The sequence below is a fragment of the Streptomyces olivaceus genome, assembly GCF_000721235.1.
Taxonomy (GTDB): domain Bacteria; phylum Actinomycetota; class Actinomycetes; order Streptomycetales; family Streptomycetaceae; genus Streptomyces; species Streptomyces olivaceus.
In genome coordinates this window covers 230,592-252,154 of the sequence record NZ_JOFH01000002.1, presented here as the reverse complement: position 1 = coordinate 252,154, position 21,563 = coordinate 230,592, and the positions used below count along the sequence as shown (strand labels likewise).

Genomic DNA, 21,563 nt, shown 5'->3' with positions numbered 1-21,563 from the left:
GGAGATTACGCACTCGAAACCAGCCAGTAACGGCTACTTATGCGGTCCCTCGCATAAGTTCGGGGCCGGACTATCCTACGGCCGTCCCGAGCAGGCTGCCCAGGGCGTATGTCACACCGGCCGCCGCGCCGCCGAGGGCGAGCTGCCGCAGACCGCTGTACCACCAGCTGCGGGCCGTCACCTTGGCGACCACCGCGCCGCACAGGAACAGCCCGGCCAGCGCGAGCAGCACCGCGGGCCACAGCGCACCGGCGCCCAGCAGGAACGGCAGGACGGGCAGCAGGGCGCCCAGCGCGAAGGACCCGAACGACGACACGGCCGCGACCAGCGGCGACGGCAGGTCCGCGGGGTCGATGCCCAGCTCCTCGCGGGCGTGTATCTCCAGCGCCTGCTCGGGGTCGCTGGACAGCTGGCGGGCCACTTCGCGCGCGAGGTCCGGCTCGACGCCCCGCGCCTCGTAGAGCGCGGCCAGCTCGGCCTCCTCGTCCGCCGGGTGCTTCCGCAGCTCGCGGCGCTCGACGTCCAGCTCGGCCTCGACCAGCTCGCGCTGGGAGGCGACGGAGGTGTACTCGCCGGCAGCCATGGAGAAGGCTCCGGCGGCGAGACCGGCGAGACCGCTGATCACCACGGTCTGCTGGCTCGCCGTACCGCCCGCGACGCCGGTCATCAGGGCGAGGTTGGAGACCAGGCCGTCCATCGCGCCGAAGACGGCGGGGCGCAGCCAGCCGCCGTTCACGTCGCGATGGGTGTGGTTGTCGCGGTGCGCCTCGTGGAGCGGCGCCTCGGTTTCGATGATGGCCATGGGAACCCCCGGAGTACTAGCTACTTTGGACTCATTCCATCTTTTGACAACACGCAATCTACGCCGTTCCATTCCTCGCCGCCAGCAAGGAAAGGCTGGGCTTACCTGCGGTTTTGTCTCTCCGCGCGTCTCCTCGGACACCTTCTCGATCCTGCCTCCGCGGATGTCGACCGGGTGACGCTGTGCCCCGTGAGGCTGCGGTGTCCGGCGCACCGGGGACAGATGCGCAGAGGGAGAGGAGCGGCCGCATGGCATCCATCGCCTGCACTCCCCCGGTCCCCGCGCCCCAGGGCGCCCCCGGGCCGGGCGAACGGGCCCGGGGCGCACTGCTCGGACTGGCCGTCGGGGACGCCCTCGGGGCACCGGCCGAGAACATGAAGCCCTCCGAGATCCGCGCCCGCTGGGGCCGCATCACGGGGTACGTGGCCGAGCGGCCCGCCGGCACGGACGACACCGAGTACGCGATCTTCTCCGGTCTGCTGCTGGCCCGGTACGGCTCCGGGCTCACCCCGGCCCGGGTGGAGGGGGCCTGGCACGAGTGGATCGCGGACCGGGACGAGGGGCCGTTCCGGGGCGCCGGCTTCAGCGAACGCGGCACCCTGGAGAACCTGCGCCGCGGCCTCGCCGCCCCGATCTCCGCCCAGCACCGCCACGCCTGGAGCGACGGGCTGGCGATGCGGGCCGCGCCGCACGGCGTGTTCGCGGCGGGCCGGCCCGCCGAGGCCGCCCGGCTCGCGGCGATCGACGGCTCGGTCAGCCACGACGGCGAGGGCATCTACGGCGGCCAGGCGGTGGCGGCGGGCGTCGCGGCGGCGATGGCCGGGGCGCCGCCGGTCTCGGTCGTCGCCGCCGCGCTGGCCGTGGTACCGGACGACTCCTGGACGGCGCGTTCCCTGCGCCGCGCGCTCACGGCGGCCCACCGGGGCGAACGGGCGGTCCGCTCCGCCGTGGTCATCGGCGGCTACCCGTGGACCGACCTGGCCCCCGAGGCGGTCGCCCTCGCCTTCGGCGCGTACGCGGCGGCCGACGGCGACTTCGCGGACGCGGTGCTGACGGCCGTCAACATGGGCCGCGACGCCGACACCACGGGCGCGGTCGCCGGCGCTCTGGCCGGCGCGACCCACGGCACCGCCGCGATCCCGGCCGACTGGGCGGCGGCCATCGGCCCGGCCCGCGGCACCTGCCTGCCGGCGATCGCCGGTCACCACGTCCTGGAGGTGGCGGACCTGCTGATCCGGGCGGCGGGGGCGCGGGGCGGGCCCGAAGTGCCGTACCGCGCGCACGGCGCGGTGGACGGCGCGGAGGACGACGCACCGGCGAAGGCCCGGTCGTGAGCGGCGCGCCCCGCCCCGGCGCGGCCGTGACCACGGCACACGTCGCGGCGGCCGTCACCACGGCGTACGTCGAGCCACCGGGCGAACCCGGGGAGCCGGGCCCCAGCGGGGGCGGCGAGGCGGTCTCCGCCGGACCCGGTGCCGCGGTCCCCGGCGGAGGCGGTCAGTGCCCTGGGCAAGCGGCACCCGCCCGGGACGAACAACACCCCGAACACGCGCCACCCGCCCAGAACGGGCAGCACGCCGAACGCCCCGGCAGCCGGGCGGCCCGCGGCGGGCGGCGTCCCGGGCCGGAGTACGGGGTCCGCGCGCCGTACCGTGCCCCGCTCCGCCGCGACCGCGTCGAGGGGCTGCTCCTCGGGCTCGCGGCCGGGGACGCCGCGGGATGGCCCGCCGCCCGGCACCGGGCCGTCCGGATGCCGGAGTGGACGCGCCGGCTCACCCGCGAGCTGGACACCTTCGCCGAGCTGAATGCGACCACCACGCTCCCCGTGCCCATCGCCCTGAACCAGCCCCCGGAGCCGCTGCGCCTCGGCCCCTCCGACGACGCCGAGTGGGCGGCGTTCGCGGCGGAGGCGGTGCTGCGGGCCGGGGACGACAGCGCGCTCGGGGACCTGAGCCGGGACCGGCGGATGCGGGCCGCGATCGACCTGACCTGGAACGCGATCGCGAGCGAGGTCGCCGCGGCGACGGAACGCGCCCCGGAGGCCGAGTCCGCGGTACTGCCGCTGCGCGCCCGCATCTCGGTCCGGGCCGGGCTCGGCAACCTCGCCACCGGCCTGCGCCCACCCGCCACCGGTCACGACAACCCGCACTACTTCGACGACGCCGCCTGCGTCAGGGCCTGCGTCCTGGCCGTCGCCCACCCGGGCGCCCCGCGCCCCGCGGCCGACCTCGCGGAGTTCGACGCCCGCTACACCCAGGACGGCGACGGCGTGCACGGCGCCCGCGCCATGGCGGCGGCGCTGGCCCGCGCCCTCGGCGGCGCCGACGTGGACGCCTGTGTGACGGCCGCGCTCGCCGAGCTCCCCGAGGGGACGGAGATCGGCCGCAATGCCCGTCAGGCCCTGGCCCTCGCGGCGGAGACCGAGAGCACCTTCGCCCTCGTCCCGCTCCTCGAACACCGCATCGTCGACCACGTCTACAGCTACGGCATCGCCGCCGCCGAGACCGTCCCGGTCGCCCTCGCGCTGGCCACCGCCGCGCGCGGCCGCATCGCGGAGGCGGTCCCGGCGGCGGCCTGCCTGTCCAGGGTCGCGGACTCCGCCCCCGCGCTGGCGGGCGCCCTCACCGGCGCGCTCGGCGGCGGCGCCTCGGTCCCCGCGTCCTGGCGGGACACCTGCCGCACCCTCCCCGGCTGCACCCTGCCCCGCCTGTCCGGCACCGACCTCGTCGAACTCGCCGGCCTCCTGCACGCCACCCACTCGTCCCGCCCCGAGGACCACTCCGAGGACCACCTCGTGGACCACCGGACCCCGCACGAAGAAGGACGTACGGCATGACACCCCGCACCCCCCAGGCCGGCACAGCACGGCCCGGCACAGCACACCCGGGCACAGCACAGCCCGGCACCACACGGACCGGCACGGCGAGCCTGGCCGAGCGTGTCACCGGCGCCCTGGTCGGCGCGGCCGTCGGCGACGCGCTCGGCGGCCCGGTCGAGGGCTACTCCCCCGACCAGATCCTCGAACGCCACGGCGGCCGGATCCACGGCGTCGTCGGCCCCTGGCACGGCGCCGACTGGCGCACCGCCCGCCCCCTCGCGCCGTACCACAAGGGCGACGGACACGTCACCGACGACACCCTGATGACGCACGCGCTGGTACGGGTCTACGCCACGGTCCGCGACCACCTCGACGCCTACGCGGTCGCCGACCACCTGGTCCCGGACCTGCTGACCACCCCCCGCTGGATCCCGGAGCTGGAGGCGGACGCCCTTCCCCTCCAGCGGATCTTCCTCGCGGAGAAGTGGCTCGTGGCGCGGATCCACTACGGCCACGTGGACCCCCGCGAGGCCGGCACCGGCAACATCGTCAACTGCGGCGCCGCGATGTACATGGCCCCGGTCGGCCTGGTCAACGCCGCCCACCCGGCCGGCGCCTACGCCGAGGCGCTGGACGTCGCGGGCGCGCACCAGTCGTCGTACGGCCGGGAGGCGGCGGGCGTGTTCGCGGCGGCGGTGGCGGCGGCCTGCGCGCCGGGGGCGACCCCGGAGTCGGTGGTGGCGGCGGCGCTGTCCCTGGCCAAGGACGGCACCCGGGCCGCGATCGAGGCGGTCTGCGAAGTCGCCGCGCGCCACTCGGACTTCGAGTCGGCGCTGGTTCCGCTGCGCGAGGCGGTGGCGCCGTACGACACGGTGGGTCCCGACTACCGCGCGCCCTCGCTCGGCGCCCGCCGGCCCTCGCGCCTGCACACGATCGAGGAACTGCCCGTCGCCCTCGGCATGCTGCTGGTCTCCGGCGGCGACTTCCGGCACGCGGTGCTCGGCGCGGTCAACTACGGCCGCGACTGCGACTCCATCGCCACCATGGCGGGCGCGCTGTCCGGCGCGCTGGGCTCGCCCGTACCGGAGGAGTGGGCCAAGACCGTCGCGGAGGCCAGCCGCCTGGACCTGTGGGAGCCGGCCGCGGTGCTCACCGGCGTCGCCCGCGAGGTGTTCGAGCGGGACGTGCGCAAGCGCCGCGCCCACGAGCGGGCGTTCGCCGCGATCGGGGACGCGTGCGCGGCGGTGGAGGACGCGGGATGCTCCGGCTGACCTGGGTGCAGCCGGAGGACCTGGTCGGCCACGAGCTGCGCCAGGCCGGCCTCGACGGCCGTGACGCGTCGGCGGTCGCGGCCCGCTGGCGGGCTGCGGGCGGCGGCGAGGCGCCGCTCCGGGCCGGCGCGTCCGACCGGCCCGCCCCTGCCCGCCTCCGCGCCCTGGCGGAGGACCTCCTGGACGAACTGGCCCGCCTGCCCAGCCCGTCGGCGGACGCCGAGCCGACGGCCCTCGACCGGATCAGGGCCCTGTGCCCCGACTGGCCGCCCCCTCCCGCCGCGTCCCGGCCCGCCGCGTCCGTGTCCCCGGCCCGGCTGGAGGCCGCCTGGCTGGGCCGGGCCGCCGGCTGCCTCCTCGGCAAACCCGTCGAGAAGCTTCCCCTCACCGGCATCCGCCGCCTCGCCGGCGCCACCGGCAACTGGCCCCCGACCTCGTACTTCACCGCCCGGGGCATTCCCCGCGACCTGCTCGCCGCGTACCCCTGGAACCGCCGCTCCGCGCCGACCTCCCTCGCCGAGAACATCGACGGCATGCCCGAGGACGACGACCTCAACTACCCCCTGCTCAACCTCCTGCTCCTGCGCCGCCACGGCAGGTCCTTCACCACCGCCGACGTCGCCCGGGTCTGGCTCGACGAGCTGCCGGCGGGCCGCACCTTCACCGCCGAGCGCGCCGCCTACCGCAACCTCCTGACCGGCGTCGAGCCCCCGGAGACCGCCCGCCGCCACAACCCCTTCCGCGAGTGGATCGGCGCCCTGATCCGCGCCGACGTGCACGGCTGGACCAACCCGGGCGACCCGGCCGCGGCCGCCGCTCAGGCGCACCGGGACGCGGTCCTCACCCACACCGCCAACGGCGTCTACGCGGCGATGTTCGCGGCGGCCGTCATCGCCACCGCCGCGGCCGGCGCCGCCGACGTCCACGCCTGTCTGCGCGCCGGCCTCACGGTCGTGCCGGACGGCTCCCGCCTGGCCGCGGCCGTCCGGCACGCCGTCCGACTCGCCGCCGCGCACGCCGACTTCGACACGGTCGTGGACGAACTGCACGCCGTCCACTCCCCCGCCCACCACTGGGTGCACGCCGTCCCGAACACCGCGCTGATCGCCGCCGCCCTCACCCACGCGGACGGCGACTTCACCGGCTCCGTCGCGCGTGCCGTGTCCGGCGGCTGGGACACCGACAGCAACGGCGCCACCGCGGGCTGCGTCGCCGGGCTCCTCGCCGGGTCGCCCGCCGCCCTGCCCGAGCACTGGACCGCCCCGCTCAAGAACCGCCTGGCCACCTCCGTCGGCGACTTCGACGGCACCGGCTTCGACGCCCTCGCCCACCTCACCCACCGGGAGGCCACCCGCCCATGACCGAGCCCGCCGCCCCTCCCCCGACCGCCGAGCCTCCCCTGCCCGGTCCCCTCACCGGCCTGCGGGTGCTCGACCTCGCCACCCTCTTCGCGGGCCCGCTCGCCGCCACCATGCTGGGCGACTTCGGCGCCGAGGTGATCAAGGTCGAGCACCCCACCCGGCCCGACCCGTCGCGGGGCCACGGCCCGTCGAAGGACGGGGTCGGCCTGTGGTGGAAGGTGCTGGGCCGCAACAAGAGCGCGATCACCCTGGACCTGTCCAGGCCCGCGGGCCGCGCCACGCTGCTGCGGCTGGCCGCCACCGCGGACGTCGTCGTCGAGAACTTCCGTCCCGGCACCCTGGAGAAGTGGGACCTGGGCTGGGAGGAGCTGTCCGCGGTCAATCCGCGCCTGGTCCTCACCCGGGTCACCGGCTTCGGGCAGTTCGGGCCCTACGCGCGCCGCCCCGGCTTCGGCACCCTCGCCGAGGCCATGAGCGGCTTCGCGGCGACGACCGGCGAGCCCGACGGGCCCCCGACGCTGCCGCCGTTCGGCCTCGCCGACTCGATCGCGGCCCTGGCGACGGCGTACGCCGTGATGACCGCGCTGTCCGCGCGGGAGCGCACCGGCGAGGGCCAGGTCGTCGACATGGCGATCATCGAGCCGATCCTCACCGTTCTCGGCCCGCAGCCCACCTGGTACGACCAGCTCGGCCACGTCCAGCCGCGCACCGGCAACCGCTCCCAGAACAACGCCCCGCGCAACACCTACCGCACCGCCGACGGCACCTGGGTCGCCGTCTCCACCTCGGCCCAGTCGATCGCGGAGCGCGTGATGCGCCTGGTGGGCCGCCCGGAGCTGATCGACGAGCCCTGGTTCGCGACCGGCGCCGAGCGGGCCCGGCACGCCGACGTGCTCGACGCGGCGGTCGGCGACTGGATCGCCCGGCACACCCGCGCCGACGTGCTCGCCGCCTTCGAGAAGGCCGAGGCGGCGGTCGCGCCGGTGCAGGACGTGCGGGACGTGATGGACGACCCGCAGTACCGGGCCCTCGACACGGTCACGACCGTCGACGACCCGGAGCTGGGACCGCTGCGCATGCAGAACGTCCTCTTCCGGCTCTCCGCCACCCCGGGCGCGATCCGCTGGGCGGGCCGCCCGCACGGCGCGGACACCGAGGAGGTGCTGACCGGTCTCGGGCTCTCCCCGGCCGACGTCAAGGAGCTGCGTGAGGAGGGCGTCGTATGACCGCACCCCCGCTGACCTGGCTGTACGCTCCCGGGGACCGTCCCGGGGTGGTCGCCAAGGCGCTGGTCGCCGGTGCCGACGTGGTGATGGTCGACCTGGAGGACGCGGTCGCCGCCGACCGCAAGGAGTACGCCCGCGAGGCCACCGCCGAGCTGCTCACCGAGGCGCAGCCGGTGCCGGTGCACGTCCGCGTCAACGCCCTGGACGGCCCGTTCGCCGCCGCGGACCTGGCGGCGCTGGCCGCGCTGCCGGGCCTGTCCGGGCTGCGCCTGCCCAAGGTGACGTCCCCGGAGCAGGTCGCCGGGGTCGCCGCGGCCACCGGCGCGCTGCCGCTGTACGCGCTCCTGGAGACGGCCCTCGGGGTGGAGCGGGCGTACCCGATCGCCGCCTCGCACCCCGCGCTGCGCGGCATCGCCCTGGGCGAGGCGGACCTCCGGGCCGACCTCGGCGTACGCGGGGACGCCGGCCTGGACTGGTCCCGGTCGCGCGTGGTCGTGGCGGCGCGGGCGGCCGGTCTGGCGCCGCCCGCGCAGACGGTGCATCCGGACACGCGGGACCTGGAGGGCCTGGCGGCGTCCTGCGCGCACGGCCGCGCGCTGGGCTTCCTCGGGCGGGCCGCGATCCATCCCCGCCAGCTGCCGGTCATCGAGCGCGCGTACCTGCCGACGGAGCGGGAGCTGGAGCAGGCGGAGACGATCGTCAAGGCGGCCACCGCGCAGCCGGGCGCGCAGGCGCTGCCGGACGGGCGGTTCGTCGACGCGGCGGTGGTGGCGACGGCCCGGCGCACGCTGTCGCTGGCCCGGAAGCCCTCCCTGTCCTGACCGAGTCCTGGCCGAGGTCCCGCGGAGGCCCGACGGAGGTCCGACGGAGGTCCGGACATGCGCCGAGGGCGCCCGGTGAGTTCCGGGCGCCCTCGGTACGCGTACGGCGGTCAGGCCTTCTTGGCGGAGTCGGCCCCGTCCTTCACGCTCTCGGAGGTCTCCGCCTCGTCCGCCCGATCCGTGTCGTGCGCGGCGTCGGCGCCGTCGGCCGCGTCCCCGGTCTTCTCGGGCACGGCCTCCGCGTCGTCCTCCCCACGCGTCCGCGCACTCTTCTCCGTGCCGTCCGTGCCCCCGTCCGGGTCGTCCCCGGCGGCACCGTCGAGGGTCTCCGCGCCGGGCTCGACCACGGCCTCACGGCCCGGACGCTTCCGTGCCGAGAGCACGATGTACAGGACGGCGAGCAGGAAGACGAAGAGCGCGGTCCAGTTGTTGAGCCGCAGGCCCAGGATGTGGTGGGCGTCGTCGACGCGCATGTACTCGATCCAGAACCGGCCCACGCAGTACGCCGCCACGTACAGCGCGAAGGCGCGCCCGTGGCCGAGCTTGAAGCGGCGGTCGGCCCAGATGACGAGGAGGGCGACGCCGATGCACCACAGCGACTCGTACAGGAAGGTCGGGTGGTAGGTGCCCGGCACCCGTCCGTCGGCCGTCGAGGTGATCTCCACGGCCCACGGCAGGTTGGTCTCCTTGCCGTACAGCTCCTGGTTGAACCAGTTGCCCCAGCGGCCGATGGCCTGCGCGAGGGCGATGCCGGGTGCGATGGCGTCGGCGTACGCGGGCAACGGGACGCCCCGGCGCCGGGCGCCGATCCAGGCACCCACCGCGCCGAACGCGATCGCGCCCCAGATGCCGAGGCCGCCCTCCCAGATCTTGAAGGCGTCGACCCAGTCACGGCCCTCGCTGAAGTACAGCTGGTAGTCCGTGATCACGTGGTAGAGCCGCCCGCCGACCAGGCCGAACGGGACGGCCCAGACCGCGATGTCGGCCACCGTGCCGGCCCGCCCGCCCCGGGCGATCCAGCGCCTGTTGCCGAGCCAGACGGCCACGAAGACGCCGATGATGATGCAGAACGCATAGCCGCGCAGCGGGATGGGACCGAGGTGCAGCACCCCGCGCGACGGGCTGGGAATGAAGGCAAGTTCCATGGCAGGGTCGACGCTACCGTGTCGGACCGGACACGCGTCGGCCAGCCCGGCTACGGGTCCGTAACGAGCGGACTCGCTACTTGTTCGCGTCCTCCACCATCTGCTTCAGCTTGGCCGGTGTCATCGACTGGTCCTGGTAGATGTTCTTGCCGTCCAGGAGCACCGTCGGGGTGCCGCTGAAGCCGCCGCTCTGGAAGGCCTTGTTGGACTTCTCCACCCAGCTGTTGTGCTTGCCGTTCTTCACGCACTCCTGGAACAGGGTGGTGTCGAGGCCGTCGACCTTGCCGGCCAGGTCGAGCAGCTTGTCCTCGTCGGCGAAGGCGTCGTCGGTCTCGGACGGCTGGTTGTCGTACAGCACGTCGTGGTACGGGGTGAACTTCCCGGCGTCCTGGGCGCAGGCGGCGGCGTTGGCCGACGTGCGGGAGCCGGTACCGCGCATGTTTCCGTCGATGATCGTGGCCAGGTGGTACTCGACCTTGAGCCGGCCGGACTCGGTCAGCTCGTGGACGGTGTCGCGGTACGCCAGCTCGAAGCCCTTGCAGGCCGGGCAGCGGAAGTCCTCCCAGATGGTGAGCGTCGACTTGGCGCTCTCCTTGCCGACGGGGATCGCGAGGCTGTCCTTGCCCTGCGCGCCGGAGGGTGCCACAACCGGTCCGGCGGCGTCGCCGCCGTCGTCCTTGCCCGCGTTGGCCGCGACCACGCCGATCACCGCCGCGAGGCCGAGGACGCAGACCACGGTCGCGCCGACGATCAGCGCGCGCCGGCGCTGGTCCCTGGACTTCTGCTTCTCGCGCTCGGCCGCCAGCTTCTCGCGGGCGGTGCGCTTTCCCTGTCGGTTCTTCTCGCTCACACCCCGCAGAACGAACCGGGGAGGCGCAGCGCGCCTCCCCGGTCCCAGGTCCACTCGTACGAGGGACCCCGGTCACGTACTTGTCCGTTACGTGCCCGCCGTCACGCCTTTCCGCGTACGCCCTCGGCGAGTTCGGCGGCGAGCGCGCGGACGCCCGCCAGGCCGGCCGCGTCGTCGGGGGCGTCCAGCATCCGCTTGACGAACGCCGAGCCGACGATCACGCCGTCGGCGAAGCGGGCGACCTCGGCGGCCTGGGCGGCGTTGGAGACGCCGAGGCCGACGCAGACCGGGGTGCCGGTGGTGGTACGGGTGCGCCGCACCAGGTCCTCGGCCTGCGCGCCGACCGACTCGCGGGTGCCGGTGACGCCCATGAGGGAGGCCGCGTAGACGAAGCCGCTGCCGGCCGCGGTGATCTCGGCGAGGCGCGCGTCCCGGCTGCTGGGCGCGACCACGAAGACCGTGGCGAGCCCGTGCTTGTCGGCGTGCTCCCGCCACAGCCCCGACTCCTGGACCGGCAGGTCGGGCAGGATGCACCCGGCGCCGCCCGCCTCGGCCAGCTCGGCGGTGAAGCGCTCCACGCCGTAGCGGTCGATGGGGTTCCAGTACGTCATGACGAGGATCGGCTTGCCGGTGGCCGCGTGCGCCTCGCGGACCGTGCGCATCACGTCGGCGATCTTCACGCCGCCGCGCAGGGCGATGTCGTCGGCGGTCTGGATGACCGGGCCGTCGAGCACCGGGTCGCTGTGCGGCAGACCCACCTCGACGACGTCGGCGCCGCCGTCGAGCGCGGCCCTGGCCGCCTCGATGCCGCCGTCCACGGTCGGGAACCCGGCCGGGAGATAGGCGATCAGGGCGGCGCGGCCCTCGGACTTCGCCGCCGCGAGGGTGTCGTTCAGCAGCTGCACGTTCCCGCTCACTTGGCGTCCCCCTCGATCTCCGCGGCGCCGGTCTCGTCGGCGGCGACCTCGGCGTCGGTGTCGTACAGCCCGAAGTAGCGGGCGGCGGTGTCCATGTCCTTGTCGCCGCGGCCGGACAGGTTGACCACGATCAGCCCGTCCCGGCCCAGCTCCTCACCGACCTCCAGGGCGCCGGCCAGCGCGTGGGCGCTCTCGATGGCCGGGATGATGCCCTCGGTGCGCGACAGCAGGCGCAGGGCCTGCATGGCAGCGTCGTCGGTGACCGCGCGGTACTCGCCGCGGCCGGAGTCCTTGAGGTAGGAGTGCTCGGGGCCGATGCCGGGGTAGTCCAGGCCGGCCGAGATCGAGTACGGCTCGGTGATCTGGCCCTCGTCGTCCTGGAGGACGTAGGAACGGGAGCCGTGCAGGATGCCGGGCTCCCCCGCGGTCAGGGTGGCCGCGTGCTCGCCGGTCTCGACGCCGTGCCCGGCGGGCTCGCAGCCGATGAGGCGGACGTCCGCGTCCGGGATGAAGGCGTGGAAGAGGCCGATGGCGTTGGAGCCGCCGCCGACGCAGGCGACCGCGGCGTCGGGGAGGCGTCCGGCCTGCTCCAGGAGCTGGCGGCGGGCCTCGACGCCGATGACGCGGTGGAAGTCGCGGACCATCGCCGGGAAGGGGTGCGGACCGGCGACGGTGCCGAAGAGGTAGTGCGTGCGGTCGACGTTGGCGACCCAGTCGCGGAACGCCTCGTTGATCGCGTCCTTGAGCGTGCGGCTGCCGGACTTCACGGAGACGACCTCGGCGCCGAGCATGCGCATCCGGGCCACGTTGAGGGCCTGGCGGCGGGTGTCGATCTCACCCATGTAGATGGTGCAGTCGAGGCCGAAGAGGGCGCAGGCGGTCGCGGTCGCCACGCCGTGCTGGCCGGCGCCGGTCTCGGCGATGACGCGGGTCTTGCCCATGCGCTTGGTGAGCAGGGCCTGGCCGAGCACGTTGTTGATCTTGTGCGAGCCGGTGTGGTTCAGGTCCTCGCGCTTGAGGAAGACCCGAGCGCCGCCCGCGTGCTCCGCGAAGCGGGGGACCTCGGTGAGGGAGCTGGGGCGGCCGGTGTAGTGGACGAGGAGGTCGTCCAGCTCGCGGGCGAACTCCGGGTCGGACTTGGCCTTGTCGTACTCGACGGCCACCTCGTCGACCGCGGCGACGAGGGCCTCGGGGATGAACTTTCCTCCGTAGGCGCCGAAGTAACCCTCGGCGGAGGGGACCTGACCCTCCGGGTCGGGGATGAAGAAGTTGCTGGGCATGCGTGAACCTCACGGTGAGTGCCTGGTGGGGACTGATCGCCGTGGGGGCGGGGAGTTATCCGTCGGCCGCGGGCCGCGTGTGGCGCGTCGCGCACACGCGGCGGAGTCGGAGATTCGGTACAGCCCCGCGCCCCTGAAGGGCGCGTCGCCATCGCCGTCCGTTCACCTGTCCCGGCTCGTCCCCGATGACGTACCGCACCCGGCGGCCGTGGACCCGGCGTGCGGGGGCGCGGCAACCGCGGGGGCGGCAGCCGCGCGCCAGGCGCGCGTACGGGTCCCGGGAAGCCGGGACGGGCGGGAGCGTCATGGGAGTCAGCCTACCGGTGGGTCAGCCCCGGCCGTGCCGCAGCGCCGGGTGCTCGCCGGCCGCCACCAGGTCGGAGACCGCCGTCTTGGGGTCGCGGCCGGTGACCAGGGACTCGCCGACCAGGACGGCGTCGGCGCCCTCGTTGGCGTAGGCGATGAGGTCGTGCGGGCCACGGACGCCGGACTCGGCGACCTTGACGATGTGCGCGGGGATCTCCGGGGCGACCCGCTCGAACGTGCCGCGGTCGACCTCGAGGGTCTTCAGGTTGCGCGCGTTGACGCCGATGACCTTGGCGCCCGCGGCCACCGCGCGCTCGACCTCGTCCTCGTCGTGGACCTCGACGAGCGGGGTGAGTCCGATGGACTCGGCGCGCTCGACCAGGGACTCCAGGGCGGGCTGCTCCAGGGCCGCGACGATCAGCAGCACGAGGTCGGCGCCGTGCGCGCGAGCCTCCCAGAGCTGGTACGACGTGACGACGAAGTCCTTGCGCAGTACGGGGATGTCCACCCGCGCGCGGACCGAGTCCAGGTCGGCGAGCGAGCCGCCGAAGCGGCGCTCCTCGGTGAGCACGGAGATGACGGCGGCGCCGCCCGCCTCGTAGTCGGCGGCGAGTGCGGCCGGGTCGGCGATGGCCGCCAGCGCGCCCTTGGAGGGGCTGGAGCGCTTGACCTCGCAGATGACCTTGACGCCGTCGCCGCGCAGGGCGGACACACCGTCCTTCGCGGGGCGTGCCTCGGCCGCGCGCTCCTTGAGCTCGTCGAGGCTGACGCGCGCCTGCCGTTCCGCGAGGTCGGCACGGACTCCGTCGATGATCTCGTCGAGCACACTCACGCGAGCGGTCCCCTTTCGGACGGCTGAAGCTGTGGTCACTGCGATGGTATCCGCAGCCGGGCGCGAGCCCCGCATCCGGCCGGTCGCGGTCCCGTTGCGCCCTGGACGTTCACCCGGTGGTCAAGGCAGCAGCCAGCCGCCGAACGGCAGGTTCCGGACCACTGTGAACACCAGCATCAGCGTCCCCAGGGTCCACAGGTGCACCGGGCCGAGGTCCACCCGCACGGGGCGGCCCCGGGCCGCGCGGACCGCCCAGAGGACCCACAGGACGGCGAAGCCCAGATAGGCGAGGACGGCCGGGGCATTGGCGTGCAGCGCACCGGCCAGATCACCGTGGACGAAGGCGTGGGCGCTGCGCAGTCCGCCGCAGCCGGGGCAGTAGACGCCCGTGAACCGCAGCAGGGGGCAGACGGGGTAGTGGCCGGGCTCGTAGGGGTCCACGCTGCCCACGTACGTGAAGGCCCCGGCGACGGCGGCGAGCACCGCGGCCGGGACGGCCAGGCGGGCGGCCGCGCCGCGGGACAGCGGCGTGCCGGTCGGGCGGGGCTCTGCGCTCTCGGCGTCCACGTCCCGCATTCTGCCCCGGGCCCGCCGTACCCGCACGCGAGGGGCGGTCCCGGCATCCGTGTGGTGCCGGGACCGCCCCTCGGAGGATCCGGGACCGCCGTGCCGCGCGGTCAGCCCTGCGCGCCGGCCGCCGTGCGGTCGTCGGCGACCTGGTGCACGGGGTGGTTCTGCTTCGGCTGGCCGAGGCCCATCATGCGCATGATGTAGCCCACGACGCCGCCGAGGAGCACGACCGCCATGCCGGCCCAGAAGCCCGCCGGCCGGGCCGCCACCATGAACATGCCCGCGATGCAGAAACCGATGAAGGCGATGATGACACCGGTCCAGGCGGCCGGGGTGTGACCGTGGCTGCTGCCCGCCATTGCTTGCTCCTCGTTGCTGTGTGTCGTGTCTGAGCAGGACGCTCGTCGTCCATTGTCCCGCACGGACACACGCGCCGTGAGCGGGGGTGCTCCGGCGGGTGGAACGGGGCCGGCGCGCCAGGAGGCCGGCGCGGCACGGGGCGCGGCGCGCCGGGAGGCCGGTGTCTCCTCGCCCGGGAACGGGCGCGTGCGGGGCCCTCCCGTGGGCCGGGCGCCCACGGATGCTTCGCCGGGGAGGCCGGCCGCGGGTGGTTCCGCTCCCTCCCCACAGGACCCGGGCACCGGCAAGGCCCGCCTCGCCCCCACCGCGGGGGACAGGCACCGGGCGCCCCCGGAGGGACGGGCACCGACCAGGCCCCGCTCCCCCGGAGGGGTCACGCGCCGGTCGGGTCCTCGCCTCGGTCGATGGCCTTCCAGAGGTCCTCGGGACGGTCCGGGTCGACGGTCTGCGGCCTGCGGCGCGGGCGCGGGGTGCCGTCGCGCTCGTAGCGGCCGGACATCGCGGGCCACAGGCGGCCGTAGCGCAGGGCGAGCAGCCCGGCGAGCAGGAGCAGGCCGCCGCCGACGGCCGCGACGTAGGGCCAGGCCGTGTGGGAGAGGACGTCCACGGTGGCCGAGGTGTCACCGGCGGCCTTCGCGGCCTGGTCGTCCAGGGCCGAGCTGTCGGAGGCGCCGGCGAGGGCGGCCGCCACGGTGCCCGCGCCGCTGAGCGCGAGCAGGCCGGCGACGGCGAAGCGGCCGGCGCGGCGCACGGCGAACACGGCGACGAGCGCGGCGAGGCCCACTATGGCGAGCGCCGCGGGTACGCCCGTGACGTCGCTGCCCTTGGCGGTCAGCGGGAAGGCGCCGCCCGCCACGATCGCGGTGCCCTCCGCCCATTCCTGCCGGGTGGCGAGCAGGGCTACGGCGGCGCCGAGCGCGCCGCACAGGAGGGCGACGCCGAGGCTCCGGCGGCCGGCCCGGGCGGGTCCTGCGGCTGGGTCACGGGGGTGAGGAACAGCTGTCACGTACTCCACTATCACCCGAACCCCGGGCGAACCGTCACCCGGGGTTCGGAATCCCCGACGTGAGAATCCCCCCACCGCCGCGACCGGTTGGCCCTATTGCGCCAGCCGGCCCGCCGTGTGCACGGCCCGCAGCACCGCCGCCGCCTTGTTGCGGCACTCGGTGTCCTCGGCGACCGGGTCGGAGTCGGCGACGACGCCGGCGCCCGCCTGGACGTAGGCGGTGCCGTCGCGCAGCAGCGCCGTGCGGATGGCGATGGCGGTGTCGGAGTCGCCCGCGAAGTCGAGGTAGCCGACGCAGCCGCCGTACAGACCGCGCCGGGAGGGTTCGAGTTCGTCGATGATCTGCAGGGCGCGCGGCTTCGGGGCGCCGGAGAGGGTGCCGGCCGGGAAGCAGGCGGTGAGGACGTCGAAGGCGGTGCGGTCCGGGGCGACCCGGCCGGTGACCGTGGAGACGATGTGCATGACGTGCGAGTACCGCTCGACCGACATGAAGTCGACGACCTCGACGGAGCCGGGTTCGCAGACGCGTCCGAGGTCGTTGCGGCCGAGGTCGACGAGCATCAGGTGCTCGGCGCGCTCCTTGGGGTCGGCGAGCAGCTCCTCGGCGAGCGCCTGGTCCTCCTGCGGGGTGGCGCCGCGCGGGCGGGTGCCGGCGATCGGGTGCAGCAGGGCGCGGCCGTCCTCGACCTTGACCAGCGCCTCGGGGGACGAGCCGACGACGTCGAAGCCGTCGAGGCGGAGCAGGTACATGTACGGGGAGGGGTTGGTGGCGCGCAGCACCCGGTACACGTCGAGCGCGCTCGCGGTGCACGGCGTCTCGAACCGCTGCGAGGGGACCACCTGGAAGGCCTCACCCGCGCGGATGCGCTCCTTGATGTCCTCGACGGCGTCCTGGAAGTCGGGGCCGCCCCAGAGCGCGGTGTACTCGGGCAGCTCGGACGGCGGCAGCGCGGCCGGGGGCTGGGCGACCGCGCGGGTGAGGTCGGCCTCCATGGCGTCCAGGCGGGCGATCGCGTCGGCGTAGGCCTCGTCGACGCCGGTCTCCAGGTCGTTGTGGTTGATCGCGTTGGCGATCAGCAGGACCGAGCCCTCCCAGTGGTCCATGACGGCGAGGTCGCTGGTCAGCAGCATGGTCAGCTCGGGAAGCTTCAGGTCGTCGCGCTCCCCGGGGCCGACCTTCTCCAGGCGGCGCACGACGTCGTAGCCGAGGTAGCCGACCATGCCGCCGGTGAACGGCGGCAGACCGAGGTCGTTCGCGAGGTCGCGCGGGGTGTGCAGGGCCTCGATGGTGGCGCGCAGGGCGGCGAGCGGGTCGCCGTCGGTGGGGACGCCGACCGGCGGGGTGCCCTCCCAGTGGGCGGCGCCGTCCTTCTCGGTGAGGGTGGCGGCGCTGCGGACGCCGACGAAGGAGTAGCGCGACCAGCTCCGTCCGTTCTCCGCGGACTCCAGCAGGAAGGTGCCGGGGCGCTCGGCGGCGAGTTTGCGGTACAGGGCCACGGGCGTGTCGCCGTCGGCGAGGAGCTTGCGGCTGACCGGGATCACCCGGCGGTCGGCGGCCAGCTTGCGGAAGGTGTCGAGGTCCATGTCATACGTGACGTCCATGGCCGCAGACCCTACTGATCCGCGCGGTCGGCGTCGGCCCCCGCACCGTCGGCGAGCAGTACGTCGGCGTCGAAGCAGGTGCGGGCTCCGGTGTGGCAGGCGGCGCCGACCTGGTCGACCTTGACGAGGACGGTGTCGGCGTCGCAGTCCAGGGCCACGGATTTCACCCACTGGAAGTGTCCGGAGGTGTCGCCCTTGACCCAGTACTCCCGGCGGCTGCGGGACCAGTAGGTGCAGCGTCCCGTGGTCAGCGTGCGGTGCAGCGCCTCGTCGTCCATCCAGCCGAGCATCAGCACCTCTCCGGTGTCGTACTGCTGGGCGATGGCGGGCAGGAGGCCGTCGGCGGTGCGCTTGAGGCGGTCGGCGATCTCCGGGGCGAGCGGGCCGGTGCGCCCGGTGGGGTCGCCGGCGGAGTCGCCGGTCGGGTCGCCGATGGGGGAGCTGCTGGTCATGCCCCCATTGTGCCGCGCGGGACGGACACTCCCCGGCGCTGTCCACTGGGCGGACCCGGCGGGCGGCCGTAGGCTGGCCCCATGTCGACTTTCGCCAAGCGTGAACGGCTTCTGCTCGCGGACCTGTTGGAGACGGCGGGCCCGGACGCGCCCACCCTGTGCGAGGGCTGGCGGACCCGTGACCTGGCCGCGCACGTGGTGGTGCGCGAGCGGCGTCCTGACGCGGCCGGGGGCACCCTGATCAAGCCCCTGGCGGCCCGCCTCGACCGGGTGATGGAGGAGTACGGCGCGAAGCCGTACGAGGAGCTGCTCCAGCTGATCCGCACCGGTCCGCCCCGCTTCTCCCCCTTCCAGCTCAAGCAGGTCGACGAGGCGGCGAACACGGTGGAGTTCTACGTCCACGCCGAGGACGTCCGCCGCGCGCAGCCCGACTGGTCGCCGCGCGAGCTGGACCCGGTCTTCCAGGACGCCCTCTGGTCCCGCCTGGAGCGTTCCGCCCGGCTGATGGGCCGGGGCATCCCGACGGGCCTGGTGCTGCGCCGCCCGAACGGGCAGACGACGGTCGCCCACCGGGGGACGCCGGTGGTGACGGCGACGGGCGAGCCGTCCGAGCTGCTGCTGTTCGCGTACGGACGGCAGGGGGCGGCCGACGTGGAGCTGGAGGGCGAGAAGGCCGCGATCACCAGGCTGCGGGAGACGAAGCAGCTCGGCATCTGAGGCCCTCGGGGTCGCGCCGCCTCACTTCGGCAGCTCGGCACGCCGTACCCCGGGCGCGCACAGGGCGACGACGCCGCCGAGGCCGCAGACCGCCGCGCTGGCGGCGAAGACCGGCCCGGTGCCCCAGACGCCGATGGCGGCGGCGGACAGCGGCATGCTCAGTGGCGCGATGCCCAGGCTGACGATCCCGGCGACGGCGGTGACCCGCCCCAGGTGGCCCGGGTCGGCCTGGGTCTGGAGCAGGGCTCCGCACAGCGCGCCGCTGAGCCCCGCGAGCAGGCCGATGAGCAGCGCGGTCCCGACGGCCGCGGGCAGCGCGGGCGCCTGCGCCAGCGCGCCGATCGCGGCGGCACCGGGCACGAGCGCGCCGGCGACGACGTACCCGGCGTGCGGCACGCGCCCCCGGACGGTCAGCAGCAGGGCCGCCGCCCCGGCGCCGGCCCCGAAGCCGGCGAGCACCCAGCCCATCCCGGAGGCTCCCCAGCCGCGCTCGTCGGCGAGCAGGGTCAGGCCGACGTTGAGCGGGCCGACGAATCCGAGGTCGCCGAGGGCGATCACCAGCATCAGCGGCCCGAGGACACGGTGCCGGCGGACGTAGGAGAGCCCGTCCCGCAGGTCCCGCCAGGCGGTCCCGCCCTCGGCGGCGGCCACCGCGTCGTCGGCGGGCAGCTCACGCATCCGCACGCAGACCAGCAGCGGCACCGACACGGCGATCAGCAGCCCCGCGAGGGCGAAGGCGGCGGCCGACCCGCCCACCGCCACCCCGAGCCCGCCGAGCGGGGCGCCCACGACGGCGGCGAACCGGACGGCGAGGCCGCGCATGCCCTGCACCCGGGCCAGCTGGTCCTTGGCGGTGATCCGCGCGGGCAGCGCCCCGACGGCGGGCAGGAAGAGGGCGTCCACCGCGCCGAAGACGAGGGCGAGCAGGGCGAGGAGCCACAGCCCGGGTTCGGTCGCGAAGAGCAGTACGGCCACCGCGAGGACCGCCGCGCACCGTACGGCGTCGCTCCCGATCACGACCCGGCGCGGTCCCAGCCGGTCGACGACCACTCCCCCGCCGAGCATGAGCAGCGCCCGCGGCACCGCGCTCACGGCCGTGACCACCCCGGCCTCGGCGGCACTGCCGCGCTGCACGGCGGCCCAGGACAGCGCGAGGTAGAACACGGTGTCCCCGAGCATGGACGCGGTGTAGGCGCCGACCCAGCGCAGCACGTTGCCGTCGCGGTGGGCGGGTACGGCGGCGCGGACGGCCGCGGGTATGAGCGGGTCCGGCACCGCCTCGGCCCTCTCCGGCACCTCCGGCACGGAGCGGACCGGTGAGCGGTCCCCGGACCTACCGGACGGGATGCCCCGCCTCCCGCAGCGTCTCCTTGACCTCGCCGATGCGCAGGTCGCCGAAGTGGAAGACGGAGGCCGCCAGTACCGCGTCCGCCCCCGCGCCGACCGCCGGGGCGAAGTGGGCGAGGCTGCCCGCGCCGCCGGAGGCGATCACCGGGACGCTCACGTGCTTCCGGACCGCCCCGATCATCTCCAGGTCGTAGCCGTCCTTCGTGCCGTCCGCGTCCATCGAGTTGAGCAGGATCTCGCCCGCGCCCAGTTCGGCGGCGCGGTGGGCCCACTCCACCGCGTCGATGCCGGTGCCGCGGCGGCCCCCGTGGGTGGTCACCTCGAAGGTGCCCGCCTCGGTGCGGCGGGCGTCGACCGACAGGACGAGGACCTGGCGGCCGAACCGCTCGGCGATCTCGCGGATCAGGTCGGGCCGGGCGATGGCGGCCGTGTTGACGCCCACCTTGTCCGCGCCGGCCCGCAGCAGCTTGTCCACGTCCTCGGCGGTGCGCACGCCGCCGCCGACGGTCAGCGGGATGAACACCTGCTCGGCGGTACGGCGCACCACGTCGTAGGTCGTCTCGCGGTTGCCCGACGAGGCGGTGATGTCCAGGAACGTCAGCTCGTCGGCGCCCTCGGTGTCGTACACCTTGGCCATCTCGACGGGGTCACCCGCGTCGCGCAGGTTCTGGAAGTTGACGCCCTTGACGACCCGCCCGTCGTCCACGTCCAGGCAGGGGATGACTCGGACCGCCAGGGTCATGAATCCACGGCTCCTCTATACGCTTCCACTTCGACCGACACCAAGACCCGCGAGTCGATGAAGCCCTCCACGACCAGCAGGGTCGTGACCGGCCGCACGGAGTCGAACAGCTCCTTGTGGGCGCGGCCCACCTCGTCGACGTCGCGGGAGTGGGCCAGGCACACACGGGTCCGGATCACGGACTCGATGCCCAGCCCGAACTCGCCGATCGCGTCGACCGCGGTGGCGAAGGCGACCTTGGTCTGTTCGTAGGGGTCGCCCTCCCCGTACAGCATGTCGCCCTTGAAGGCGGTGGTGCCGGCCACGATCACTCGATCACCCGCCGCCACGGCCCGTGCGAAACCGAAGGACTCTTCCCAGGGATTTCCGCTCTGCACGCGCCGTACGGCTTCGGATGTCATGGGGACACAGCCTCCAGGGCCTCTTCCAGGGTGAATGCCTTCGCGTACAGGGCTTTCCCGACGATGGCCCCCTCGACACCGGCCGGGACGAGTCCGGCGATCGCGCGGAGGTCGTCCAGGGAGGACACGCCGCCCGAGGCCACGACCGGGCGGTCGGTGGCCGCGCAGACGTTCTTCAGGAGCTCCAGGTTGGGTCCCTGGAGGGTGCCGTCCTTGGCGATGTCGGTGACGACGTACCGGGCGCAGCCCTCCTTGTCGAGGCGGCCCAGCGTCTCGTAGAGGTCGCCGCCGTCGCGGGTCCAGCCGCGGCCCCGGAGCGTGGTGCCCCGTACGTCCAGGCCGACCGCGATCCTGTCGCCGTGCTCGGCGATGACCTCGGCGACCCACTCGGGGGTCTCCAGGGCGGCGGTGCCCAGGTTCACCCGGGTGCAGCCGGTGGCGAGCGCGGCGGCGAGGGTGTCGTCGTCGCGGATGCCGCCGGACAGCTCCACCTTGATGTCCATCGCCTTCGCGACCTCGGCGATCAGCGCGCGGTTGTCCCCGGTGCCGAACGCCGCGTCCAGGTCGACCAGGTGCAGCCACTCGGCGCCGGAGCGCTGCCAGGCGAGGGCGGCCTCCAGCGGGGAGCCGTAGGAGGTCTCGGTGCCGGACTCGCCGTGCACGAGGCGGACGGCCTGGCCGTCGCGGACGTCGACGGCGGGGAGGAGTTCGAGCGTGGTCATCTCTACCGGGCTCAT

At 74.8% G+C, this 21,563-nt stretch carries 22 protein-coding genes and 1 pseudogene; 7 read left to right on the top strand and 16 right to left on the bottom strand.

Features of this window, described 5'->3' with window-relative positions; all coding sequences use genetic code 11:
• Window positions 1-70: 70 nt before the first annotated feature.
• On the bottom strand, window positions 71-802 hold the full coding sequence (locus IG94_RS0104060; RefSeq protein ID WP_031031096.1) for a VIT1/CCC1 transporter family protein: 732 nt from the start codon (window positions 800-802) through the stop codon (window positions 71-73).
• 248 nt (window positions 803-1,050) lie between these two features.
• On the opposite strand from IG94_RS0104060, the gene IG94_RS0104055 reads away from it, so the two are divergent.
• From IG94_RS0104055 to IG94_RS0104030, 6 genes are read left to right on the top strand one after another with little or no spacing between them, the layout of a single operon-like run.
• Entirely contained in the window at window positions 1,051-2,136 is a 1,086-nt protein-coding gene (locus IG94_RS0104055) for an ADP-ribosylglycohydrolase family protein (protein ID WP_078892151.1), read from the top strand.
• Window positions 2,133-3,638, top strand: coding sequence for an ADP-ribosylglycohydrolase family protein (locus IG94_RS0104050; RefSeq protein ID WP_224326149.1), 1,506 nt, complete (start codon window positions 2,133-2,135; stop codon window positions 3,636-3,638). Before IG94_RS0104055 ends, IG94_RS0104050 begins: the two co-directional genes overlap by 4 nt.
• Complete coding sequence (locus tag IG94_RS0104045) at window positions 3,635-4,891, top strand: ADP-ribosylglycohydrolase family protein (protein WP_224326155.1); 1,257 nt, start codon at window positions 3,635-3,637, stop codon at window positions 4,889-4,891. Before IG94_RS0104050 ends, IG94_RS0104045 begins: the two co-directional genes overlap by 4 nt.
• The gene (locus IG94_RS0104040) at window positions 4,879-6,252 is read left to right on the top strand and encodes an ADP-ribosylglycohydrolase family protein (protein ID WP_031031086.1); all 1,374 of its coding nucleotides are present in this window, start codon (window positions 4,879-4,881) and stop codon (window positions 6,250-6,252) included. The genes IG94_RS0104045 and IG94_RS0104040 overlap by 13 nt, the downstream gene beginning before the upstream one ends.
• Window positions 6,249-7,478 (top strand): CaiB/BaiF CoA transferase family protein, encoded by a 1,230-nt coding sequence (locus tag IG94_RS0104035; RefSeq protein WP_031031083.1) that lies wholly within the window; start codon window positions 6,249-6,251, stop codon window positions 7,476-7,478. Before IG94_RS0104040 ends, IG94_RS0104035 begins: the two co-directional genes overlap by 4 nt.
• Window positions 7,475-8,299 (top strand): HpcH/HpaI aldolase/citrate lyase family protein, encoded by an 825-nt coding sequence (locus IG94_RS0104030; protein WP_031031079.1) that lies wholly within the window; start codon window positions 7,475-7,477, stop codon window positions 8,297-8,299. Before IG94_RS0104035 ends, IG94_RS0104030 begins: the two co-directional genes overlap by 4 nt.
• A 110-nt stretch (window positions 8,300-8,409) precedes the next feature.
• On the opposite strand, the gene lgt is transcribed toward IG94_RS0104030, so the two are convergent.
• The 11 genes and pseudogenes from lgt to hisI all read right to left on the bottom strand — a co-directional run bounded on the left by lgt (window position 8,410) and on the right by hisI (window position 17,619).
• On the bottom strand, window positions 8,410-9,444 hold the full coding sequence (lgt, locus tag IG94_RS0104025; protein ID WP_031031076.1) for a prolipoprotein diacylglyceryl transferase: 1,035 nt from the start codon (window positions 9,442-9,444) through the stop codon (window positions 8,410-8,412).
• Between the two features lie 76 nt (window positions 9,445-9,520).
• Window positions 9,521-10,294, bottom strand: coding sequence for a DsbA family protein (locus tag IG94_RS0104020; RefSeq protein WP_031031075.1), 774 nt, complete (start codon window positions 10,292-10,294; stop codon window positions 9,521-9,523).
• Window positions 10,295-10,395: 101 nt separating this feature from the next.
• On the bottom strand, window positions 10,396-11,211 hold the full coding sequence (gene trpA, locus IG94_RS0104015) for a tryptophan synthase subunit alpha (protein ID WP_031031073.1): 816 nt from the start codon (window positions 11,209-11,211) through the stop codon (window positions 10,396-10,398).
• Window positions 11,208-12,491, bottom strand: coding sequence for a tryptophan synthase subunit beta (gene trpB, locus IG94_RS0104010; protein ID WP_031031070.1), 1,284 nt, complete (start codon window positions 12,489-12,491; stop codon window positions 11,208-11,210). The genes trpA and trpB overlap by 4 nt, the downstream gene beginning before the upstream one ends.
• 145 nt (window positions 12,492-12,636) lie before the next feature.
• Window positions 12,637-12,798, bottom strand: a pseudogene (trpM, locus tag IG94_RS44300) (tryptophan biosynthesis modulator TrpM); the annotation flags it as partial.
• Window positions 12,799-12,819: 21 nt separating this feature from the next.
• Complete coding sequence (gene trpC, locus IG94_RS0104005) at window positions 12,820-13,629, bottom strand: indole-3-glycerol phosphate synthase TrpC (RefSeq protein ID WP_031031069.1); 810 nt, start codon at window positions 13,627-13,629, stop codon at window positions 12,820-12,822.
• 120 nt (window positions 13,630-13,749) lie between these two features.
• The gene (locus IG94_RS0104000) at window positions 13,750-14,205 is read right to left on the bottom strand and encodes a DUF2752 domain-containing protein (RefSeq protein WP_031031064.1); all 456 of its coding nucleotides are present in this window, start codon (window positions 14,203-14,205) and stop codon (window positions 13,750-13,752) included.
• Between the two features lie 101 nt (window positions 14,206-14,306).
• Window positions 14,307-14,558, bottom strand: a complete 252-nt coding sequence (locus IG94_RS0103995; RefSeq protein ID WP_031031062.1) for an HGxxPAAW family protein — start codon at window positions 14,556-14,558, stop codon at window positions 14,307-14,309.
• A 374-nt stretch (window positions 14,559-14,932) separates the two neighbouring features.
• On the bottom strand, window positions 14,933-15,574 hold the full coding sequence (locus IG94_RS0103990) for a TIGR02234 family membrane protein (RefSeq protein WP_031031060.1): 642 nt from the start codon (window positions 15,572-15,574) through the stop codon (window positions 14,933-14,935).
• Between the two features lie 84 nt (window positions 15,575-15,658).
• Window positions 15,659-17,149, bottom strand: a complete 1,491-nt coding sequence (locus IG94_RS0103985) for an anthranilate synthase component I (protein WP_031031056.1) — start codon at window positions 17,147-17,149, stop codon at window positions 15,659-15,661.
• A gap of 29 nt (window positions 17,150-17,178) precedes the next feature.
• Window positions 17,179-17,619, bottom strand: coding sequence for a phosphoribosyl-AMP cyclohydrolase (hisI, locus tag IG94_RS0103980; protein WP_051159577.1), 441 nt, complete (start codon window positions 17,617-17,619; stop codon window positions 17,179-17,181).
• An 81-nt stretch (window positions 17,620-17,700) separates the two neighbouring features.
• Between hisI and IG94_RS0103975 the strand changes: the two genes are divergently transcribed.
• Window positions 17,701-18,336, top strand: coding sequence for a TIGR03085 family metal-binding protein (locus tag IG94_RS0103975; protein ID WP_031031051.1), 636 nt, complete (start codon window positions 17,701-17,703; stop codon window positions 18,334-18,336).
• Window positions 18,337-18,357: 21 nt separating this feature from the next.
• Here the strand turns inward: IG94_RS0103975 and IG94_RS0103970 are convergent, their stop codons facing one another.
• Genes IG94_RS0103970 through priA form a run of 4 tightly spaced genes read right to left on the bottom strand, consistent with a single transcriptional unit; the run spans window position 18,358 to window position 21,548 of the window.
• Window positions 18,358-19,632 carry an MFS transporter gene (locus IG94_RS0103970; RefSeq protein ID WP_372457697.1) on the bottom strand — a complete coding sequence of 425 codons (1,275 nt, stop codon included), beginning with the start codon at window positions 19,630-19,632 and terminating at the stop codon, window positions 18,358-18,360.
• Window positions 19,633-19,669: 37 nt separating this feature from the next.
• The gene (gene hisF / locus IG94_RS0103965; protein ID WP_031031045.1) at window positions 19,670-20,425 is read right to left on the bottom strand and encodes an imidazole glycerol phosphate synthase subunit HisF; all 756 of its coding nucleotides are present in this window, start codon (window positions 20,423-20,425) and stop codon (window positions 19,670-19,672) included.
• Complete coding sequence (locus tag IG94_RS0103960) at window positions 20,422-20,826, bottom strand: RidA family protein (protein ID WP_031031042.1); 405 nt, start codon at window positions 20,824-20,826, stop codon at window positions 20,422-20,424. Before IG94_RS0103960 ends, hisF begins: the two co-directional genes overlap by 4 nt.
• Window positions 20,823-21,548: a bifunctional 1-(5-phosphoribosyl)-5-((5-phosphoribosylamino)methylideneamino)imidazole-4-carboxamide isomerase/phosphoribosylanthranilate isomerase PriA gene (gene priA / locus IG94_RS0103955; RefSeq protein ID WP_031031040.1), complete on the bottom strand. Its 726-nt coding sequence runs from the start codon at window positions 21,546-21,548 to the stop codon at window positions 20,823-20,825. The genes IG94_RS0103960 and priA overlap by 4 nt, the downstream gene beginning before the upstream one ends.
• Window positions 21,549-21,563: the final 15 nt, after the last annotated feature.

What these genes read in the sequence shown, in the direction of transcription:
- IG94_RS0104060 (WP_031031096.1), bottom strand. Translation starts at nt 802, where the DNA reads ATGGCCATCATCGAAACCGAGGCGCCGCTCCACGAGGCGCACCGCGAC.
- IG94_RS0104055 (WP_078892151.1), top strand. Translation starts at nt 1,051, where the DNA reads ATGGCATCCATCGCCTGCACTCCCCCGGTCCCCGCGCCCCAGGGCGCC.
- IG94_RS0104045 (WP_224326155.1), top strand. Translation starts at nt 3,635, where the DNA reads ATGACACCCCGCACCCCCCAGGCCGGCACAGCACGGCCCGGCACAGCA.
- IG94_RS0104040 (WP_031031086.1), top strand. Translation starts at nt 4,879, where the DNA reads ATGCTCCGGCTGACCTGGGTGCAGCCGGAGGACCTGGTCGGCCACGAG.
- IG94_RS0104035 (WP_031031083.1), top strand. Translation starts at nt 6,249, where the DNA reads ATGACCGAGCCCGCCGCCCCTCCCCCGACCGCCGAGCCTCCCCTGCCC.
- IG94_RS0104030 (WP_031031079.1), top strand. Translation starts at nt 7,475, where the DNA reads ATGACCGCACCCCCGCTGACCTGGCTGTACGCTCCCGGGGACCGTCCC.
- lgt (WP_031031076.1), bottom strand. Translation starts at nt 9,444, where the DNA reads ATGGAACTTGCCTTCATTCCCAGCCCGTCGCGCGGGGTGCTGCACCTC.
- trpB (WP_031031070.1), bottom strand. Translation starts at nt 12,491, where the DNA reads ATGCCCAGCAACTTCTTCATCCCCGACCCGGAGGGTCAGGTCCCCTCC.
- IG94_RS0104000 (WP_031031064.1), bottom strand. Translation starts at nt 14,205, where the DNA reads ATGCGGGACGTGGACGCCGAGAGCGCAGAGCCCCGCCCGACCGGCACG.
- IG94_RS0103995 (WP_031031062.1), bottom strand. Translation starts at nt 14,558, where the DNA reads ATGGCGGGCAGCAGCCACGGTCACACCCCGGCCGCCTGGACCGGTGTC.
- IG94_RS0103985 (WP_031031056.1), bottom strand. Translation starts at nt 17,149, where the DNA reads ATGGACCTCGACACCTTCCGCAAGCTGGCCGCCGACCGCCGGGTGATC.
- hisI (WP_051159577.1), bottom strand. Translation starts at nt 17,619, where the DNA reads ATGACCAGCAGCTCCCCCATCGGCGACCCGACCGGCGACTCCGCCGGC.
- IG94_RS0103975 (WP_031031051.1), top strand. Translation starts at nt 17,701, where the DNA reads ATGTCGACTTTCGCCAAGCGTGAACGGCTTCTGCTCGCGGACCTGTTG.
- hisF (WP_031031045.1), bottom strand. Translation starts at nt 20,425, where the DNA reads ATGACCCTGGCGGTCCGAGTCATCCCCTGCCTGGACGTGGACGACGGG.
- IG94_RS0103960 (WP_031031042.1), bottom strand. Translation starts at nt 20,826, where the DNA reads ATGACATCCGAAGCCGTACGGCGCGTGCAGAGCGGAAATCCCTGGGAA.
- priA (WP_031031040.1), bottom strand. Translation starts at nt 21,548, where the DNA reads ATGACCACGCTCGAACTCCTCCCCGCCGTCGACGTCCGCGACGGCCAG.